Source organism: Methylobacterium sp. CCH5-D2 (assembly GCF_001556475.1).
Taxonomy (GTDB): Bacteria; Pseudomonadota; Alphaproteobacteria; order Rhizobiales; family Beijerinckiaceae; genus Methylobacterium; species Methylobacterium hispanicum.
Genome location: NZ_LSIX01001001.1, coordinates 1 through 5,607 on the forward strand (window position 1 = coordinate 1; position 5,607 = coordinate 5,607).

Annotated in this window: 7 protein-coding genes; 3 read left to right on the forward strand and 4 right to left on the reverse strand. The window is 72.0% G+C overall.

The features are described from left to right. The 3 genes from AX737_RS27195 to AX737_RS27205 all read right to left on the reverse strand — a co-directional run. On the reverse strand, window positions 1–709 hold a 709-nt coding region (locus tag AX737_RS27195), incomplete at its 3' end, for a phosphatase PAP2 family protein (RefSeq protein WP_066926927.1). A gap of 44 nt (window positions 710–753) precedes the next feature. Then, window positions 754–1,269, reverse strand: a complete 516-nt coding sequence (locus AX737_RS27200) for a 2'-5' RNA ligase family protein (RefSeq protein WP_066926918.1) — start codon at window positions 1,267–1,269, stop codon at window positions 754–756. A 27-nt stretch (window positions 1,270–1,296) separates the two neighbouring features. Continuing rightward, a complete protein-coding gene (locus tag AX737_RS27205; protein WP_066926920.1) occupies window positions 1,297–2,406 on the reverse strand; it encodes a radical SAM protein in 1,110 nt (369 codons plus the stop codon). A 74-nt stretch (window positions 2,407–2,480) separates the two neighbouring features. Here AX737_RS27205 and AX737_RS27210 point away from each other — a divergent pair, with 74 nt between their 5' ends. Further along, a complete protein-coding gene (locus AX737_RS27210) occupies window positions 2,481–3,416 on the forward strand; it encodes a hypothetical protein (RefSeq protein ID WP_066926922.1) in 936 nt (311 codons plus the stop codon). A gap of 3 nt (window positions 3,417–3,419) precedes the next feature. Here AX737_RS27210 and AX737_RS27215 read toward each other — a convergent pair whose 3' ends face one another. Beyond that, a complete protein-coding gene (locus AX737_RS27215) occupies window positions 3,420–3,644 on the reverse strand; it encodes a hypothetical protein (protein ID WP_066926923.1) in 225 nt (74 codons plus the stop codon). 190 nt (window positions 3,645–3,834) lie between these two features. Between AX737_RS27215 and AX737_RS27220 the strand changes: the two genes are divergently transcribed. Both AX737_RS27220 and AX737_RS27225 read left to right on the forward strand, forming a co-directional pair. Then, window positions 3,835–4,812: a glutathione S-transferase family protein gene (locus AX737_RS27220; protein ID WP_066926925.1), complete on the forward strand. Its 978-nt coding sequence runs from the start codon at window positions 3,835–3,837 to the stop codon at window positions 4,810–4,812. Between the two features lie 54 nt (window positions 4,813–4,866). Then, window positions 4,867–5,391: a hypothetical protein gene (locus AX737_RS27225; protein ID WP_238231478.1), complete on the forward strand. Its 525-nt coding sequence runs from the start codon at window positions 4,867–4,869 to the stop codon at window positions 5,389–5,391. Window positions 5,392–5,607: the final 216 nt, after the last annotated feature.

Sequence of the window (5,607 nt, forward strand, 5' to 3'; positions counted from 1 at the left end):
AGGCCGGGGGTGGCGGGTCCGGGGCCTCGACCTCGCCGCGGCGCTGGAGCTGCAGGGCGACGAACCAGCACAGCGCCGCCCAGGCGGCGCCGACGCACCAGCCGGCCAGCACGTCGCTCGGCCAGTGCACGCCGAGATAGATCCGGCTGATGCCCACCAGCACCGTCATCGTCACGCCGAGCAGAAGCACCAGCGCCTTCACCCCCCGGTGCCGGTCGATGCGCGCGAGCAGCGTCGCCAGCGTCAGGTAGGCGATCGCCGACATCATGGCGTGGCCGGAGGGGAAGCTCGCGGTGAAGACCTCCATGCCGTGTGGCACGAGGTCGGGCCGCGGCCGGTGGTAGAACAGCTTCAGGATCGTCGAGACGACCACGCCGCCGCCGACCGCACCGACCACGAAGGCGCCGATCCGGAGCTTGCCCGAGAGCGCGAGGTAGGCCGCCACCGCGCCCGTGAGGAACACGATGGTGAAGACGCTGCCGAGCCCGGTGATGTCGCGCATCGTCTCCTCGAGCCAGCGCGGCCCGATCGGGTCGGAGAGGTCGGCGGGGTTGCGCAGGGACAGCAGGATCTTGCGGTCGAGCGCCTCGGTCGAGCCCTCGCCGACCTCCTGGGCCAGCGCGAAGAAGCCGTAGCCGAGCGTGCTCACGGTGAGGAGCGCCACAAGGGGCCCGATCTCGTTCAGGCGTAAGGACAGCCAGACGCTCATGGCGCGCCCGGCCAGCGGGTTGCCGCGGATGCGCTCGTAGGCCCTCACGCGTTCTCTCCGAAAGTCATGGTGGAGACCTCCTCCCAGGGGCCGCCGAGATAGCGCCAGAGCACGATGCCGGGCGCGGTGAACCGGAAGGGCGCGAAGCCCTGCTGCAGGTCGGCGTGCAGCGCGCGGGCGACCTTCGGATCGACCTTGTTCTGCACCGTGACGTGCGGGCGCCAGCCCTGGGCGTCCTGCGGCGTGAGATGGCCCGCGAAGGCTTGGGCGAGGCGCGCCCGAAAGGCCGTGAGCGCCTCCGATTCCAGCACGTAGGCGACGCCGCGCCCGGTGAAGCGCAGGCCCGTCACCGCGACCTCGGGCGGCGGCACGGTGCGGGCCAGGCTCGCCACCGTCTCGATCACCGCCCGCTCCCGCTCGCCCGGCAGGTGGTGGAACAGGGTGGCGTGGGCGGGAATGAAGTTGATCGCCTCGGGGAAATGGCGCCGCCGCAACCCGTCGAACCGCGCGAAGGTCGGCTCGTCGAAGGCGAGGGTGAGGATGAGGGGCGCGTCGGACATCGGATCCCGAGATGGCGCGGAGGCCGCTCAGGTCCAGTAGAGCACGCGGGCCGTCGGTAGCTCGCGGGCGAGCGCGGCGTGCAGGCCGGCCCGCATCTCGGCCATCAGGTCCTTCGGCAGCACGTACTTCACCGAGCCGAACTTGGTGAATTTCCGGGTGCGCTTGGCCTCGTCGAGCGGCAGGTCGGAGCCCGGGTACCAGCTCTGCAAGACCTCCTTCGAGCCCGGCGTGAACCGATGGGTGATCAGCTCCGCGGTGAGATCGAGGTCGGGCACGCCGGCGAGCGCGTCGGCCGCGTCCCGGATCAGATCCGCATAGGCCGCCTGCCAGTCCGGGATCGGCAGGATCGGCGCGATCGTGAGCCCGACCGGGTAGCCGGCGAGCGCGACCGAGCGCATCGCCCGGAGCCGCGCGTCGAGGGAGGCGGTGCCGCCCTCGTAGCGGGCGGCACCGCGCGCGTTGACCGAGAAGCGGATGCGGGTGCGCCGTCCGTGGGGGAGATCGAGCAGCGGCTCGACCGCCGCGAACTTGGTGGTGAAGCGCAGCTGTACGGGGGCGTTCCAGGCGCCGAAATGCCGGATCGCCGCCGAGAGCGAGCCGGTCAGGTGCTCGATGCCGAGCGGGTCGGTGTAGCAGGAGGCCTCGAAGGTGGTGCCCTCGTGGACCCGCGCGTCCGAGGCCGAGGTGACGGCCCCGCGCCCGGCGTACCCGTCGAGGTTTTCCAGGATCCTGTCGAGGTTGGCGTAGGCCCGCGTCACCGGCGGGCCGGAGAGCGAGCCGGCGAGGTAGCAGTACTGGCAATGGGCCGGGCAGCCCTCGGCGAGGTCGAAGCGCCAGTCGGCCGAGGGCGGGATCGGCTGCAGCCTCAGCTTCGTCGGCGGCGCGACGACGAGGGCGAGGGTCGCCTTGGCCTCGGCGTAGGCCCGGCGCGGATCGGTGTGGCGCAGGCCGTTGAGCCGGTTGGCGGCCAGCCGCTCGACCGGAAGCCCCAGCGCCTCCGCGCGGGCCAGCATGGCGCGGCCGTGGGCGTGCTCCAGGGCGGCGGGCGTCACCAGGACGCGCCGCGGGCGCCAGAGCCGGTCCGGCCGGTCGGCGCGCGCTGTCCGGGACGGTGGTTCGGCGAGGGCGGGTTCCATCCCCGGCGCAACGCCGCACCGTACGGCCAGGCTCCGGCCTATCGCCGGGGACACCCCGCGGCTAAAGCACCCGCATGTTGAGAAAGCGCTGGGACACGGTGCACGAGGGGCACGACGGCTGGCTGTTCCTGACCGGGGGCAGCAACCGGGTGATGGACCGCTACGCCCGGGGCCCGCGCCACTGGTGGCACCTGCGCGCCTGGGCGCGGCTGATGGAGGCCCGCGCCGCCCGCGCCGCCCGGCTCGGCATCCGCTGCCTGCACGTGATCGTGCCGGAGAAGCTCTCGGTCTACGAGAACCTGACCGATGGCCTGCCCTACGACCCGGCCCGGGCCTCGACGCGCCGGCTCGCGCGACGCCTTGCCGGCAAACCGTACTATCTCGACCTGCTCGCCCCCTTGCGTGCCGCCCGCGACGGGCCGGTGCCGCTCTACCAGCGCACCGACACCCACTGGACGGTGGAAGGCTGCCTGCTGGCCTACCGGGAGATCATGCGGGCGCTGGCCGCCGTGCCGCCGGCCGACATCGCCGAGCGGCCGGACTTCGCCCACGAGACCGTGCTCGACCTCGGCGAGAAGGTGCCGCACCGGCCGACCGAGCGCCTGCGGCGCCCACGCATCCTGCGCGACGCCGTGCGGGTCGAGACCGGGCCCCTGCTCGCGGCCTACGAGGCGGAGGGCCGCGCCCAGGACCTCCACGTCGGCGCCCATGTGGTCTACCGGAACGCACAGGCCCCGGACCCGCGCCGCCTCGTCCTGTTCGGCGATTCCTGCGCGCATTTCTCGCCGATCCTGCTGACCGGCTACCTCGCGGAGAGCTTCGCCGAGGTGCACTTCGTCTGGTCGGCGGCGCTCGACTGGGGCTACATCGCGCGGGTCAGACCGGACATCCTGCTGTTCGAGCTGGCCGAGCGCTTCCTCGCCCGCCTGCCGGCCGACGATTTCGACGTGGCCGCCGGCTGTCGGCAGGGCAGGACGGCGCCCTGGCCGGACGGCGCGCAGCCGCGTTGAGGATCAGTTGAGGAACTGCATCGCCTCGCCGCTCTCAAGCGCCGCGGTCTGAGCCCGCAGGACCGATTCCGGCATGCCGGCCAGAGCCAGCAGACAGGTGACGAGGACCAGGAGGCAGGCAAGCGCCCCCGTCACGACGTCGGCGTGGCGGCGCAGGGTGTGGATCAACAGGCAACCGAGGGTGAACAGCGAGGCTTCGGCAACCGGCAGGGTAAGGACGAACGACATCGAGCGCTCCGCGCAGCACGTGCGGCGTATGGTGCGACGCACAAAAGAGTGCGCTGCACAAAGCAGAAAGTGGGCCTGCCGTCCGCGTTTTCAGGCCCCGTCCGGGCTTTTCGGACCCTGGTATGCGCCCATCTCATGCCAAGCGCTCGAGGCGCAGGCGGTGCGCCCGGCTGGGCGTGGGGAGGCGGCGATGGGTTTGCTGGTCGACGGCGTCTGGCAGGACCAGTGGTACGACACGAAGTCCAGCGGCGGACGCTTCGAGCGCAAGGCCTCGGCCTACCGCAACTGGGTCACCGCCGACGGCGCGCCGGGGCCGTCCGGCGAGGGCGGCTTCCCGGGCGAGGCCGGGCGCTACCACCTCTACGTCTCGCTCTCATGTCCGTGGGCGCACCGCACGCTGATCGTGCGCGCCCTCAAAGGGCTCGAAGAGGCGATCTCGGTCTCGGTGGTCGATCCGCACATGGGCGCGGAGGGCTGGGTCTTCGGCAACACCCCCGGCGCGACGCCGGACGCACTCCACGGCGCGCAACGCCTCTACGAGGTCTACCTGAAGGCCGACCCGCACTACACGGGCCGGGTCACCGTGCCGGTGCTCTGGGACAAGCGGCGCGGCACGATCGTCTCGAACGAGTCGGCCGAGATCATCCGCATGCTCAACGACGCCTTCGGCGCGGGCGGGCCCGATCTCTGCCCGGCCGACCTGCGGGACGCGATCGACGCGATCAACGCCCGCGTCTACGAGCGGGTGAACAACGGCGTCTACCGGGCGGGCTTCGCCACCACCGAGGAGGCCTACGCGGAGGCCTACGAGGCCCTGTTCGCGGAACTCGACGCGCTGGAAGAGCGCCTCGACCGGAGCCGCTTCCTCTGCGGCGACCGGCTCACCGAGGCCGACATCCGCCTGTTCACCACGCTGGTGCGCTTCGACGCGGTCTATGTCGGGCACTTCAAGTGCAACCGGCAGCGCATCGCCGACTACCCGAACCTGTCGAACTACCTGCGCGACCTCTACGCCCTGCCGGGCGTCGCCGCGACGGTGAACCTCGACCACATCAAGCAGCACTATTACTGGAGCCACACCACCCTCAACCCGACCCGCATCGTGCCGCTCGGGCCGCGGCTCGACTTCACGGCGCCGAACGACCGGGCCCTGCGCTTCGGGACCTGAGGCTGGGATCTCGACGTGCGCCGTTCCTTCACTAGATCAGCCGTCATGACGATCATGACGCCCCGAAACCTTGTGCCGGCCCTCTTCCTGCTGGGTCTCGCCTCGCCGGCCGCGGCGCAGACCGCGATCAAGCTGGAGGGCACCTGCGAGAAGCTGGTGATCGCCGGCCAGGACCTCAGCGAGTCCTGCCGGGACGTGCTGACCAACACGGTCGCGCGCAACCGCACGAGCTTCGACTTCGCGGCCGAGGACGGCCGGACGCTGAGCTTCGGCGGCAGCGGCGCCCAGCAGGAGCGCACGGAGGAGAGCGATCCCCTCCAGCCGATCAGCCTCGTCGTTCCGGGCAAGGCCGGCGCGGCGCAGGCGCCGGTCATGGCGGTGGGCGCCTGCCGCTTCTCCACGCCGGAGCCGGGCAAGACCGCGATCACCTGCGAGGCGACCGCGCCCGGGGACAACGCGACCTACGCCGGCACCTTCGTGACGGTGGCCAAAGCAACCGACAAGGCGACCGACAAGGCGACCGACAAGCCGGCCGGGCGGCCGCAGGACGGCGCGCCGGCTCCGGTGCCCGCGAAGTAGCGCGCCGCGCGCGCGGCCGGGCTGGTCAACCCGGCCCGTCCGTCCCATCTACGCAACGGTCCGCGGCGTCGCACGGCGCACGGACCGGTACGACGCGCGACCGAACCGTCGAGCAGGGTCTTTGACGCGCGTGATCTCGCGAAAAGCCCTGCCCGGCGGGCCCGATCAGACCCCGAGGCCCGACCCGATGCTCAACGACTTCCCCGCCGGCGACGC

Bases quoted from the DNA above. Each gene is read 5' to 3' on its own strand.
- AX737_RS27200 (WP_066926918.1), bottom strand. From the start codon at position 1,269: ATGTCCGACGCGCCCCTCATCCTCACCCTCGCCTTCGACGAGCCGACC.
- AX737_RS27205 (WP_066926920.1), bottom strand. From the start codon at position 2,406: ATGGAACCCGCCCTCGCCGAACCACCGTCCCGGACAGCGCGCGCCGAC.
- AX737_RS27210 (WP_066926922.1), top strand. From the start codon at position 2,481: ATGTTGAGAAAGCGCTGGGACACGGTGCACGAGGGGCACGACGGCTGG.
- AX737_RS27215 (WP_066926923.1), bottom strand. From the start codon at position 3,644: ATGTCGTTCGTCCTTACCCTGCCGGTTGCCGAAGCCTCGCTGTTCACC.
- AX737_RS27220 (WP_066926925.1), top strand. From the start codon at position 3,835: ATGGGTTTGCTGGTCGACGGCGTCTGGCAGGACCAGTGGTACGACACG.
- AX737_RS27225 (WP_238231478.1), top strand. From the start codon at position 4,867: ATGACGCCCCGAAACCTTGTGCCGGCCCTCTTCCTGCTGGGTCTCGCC.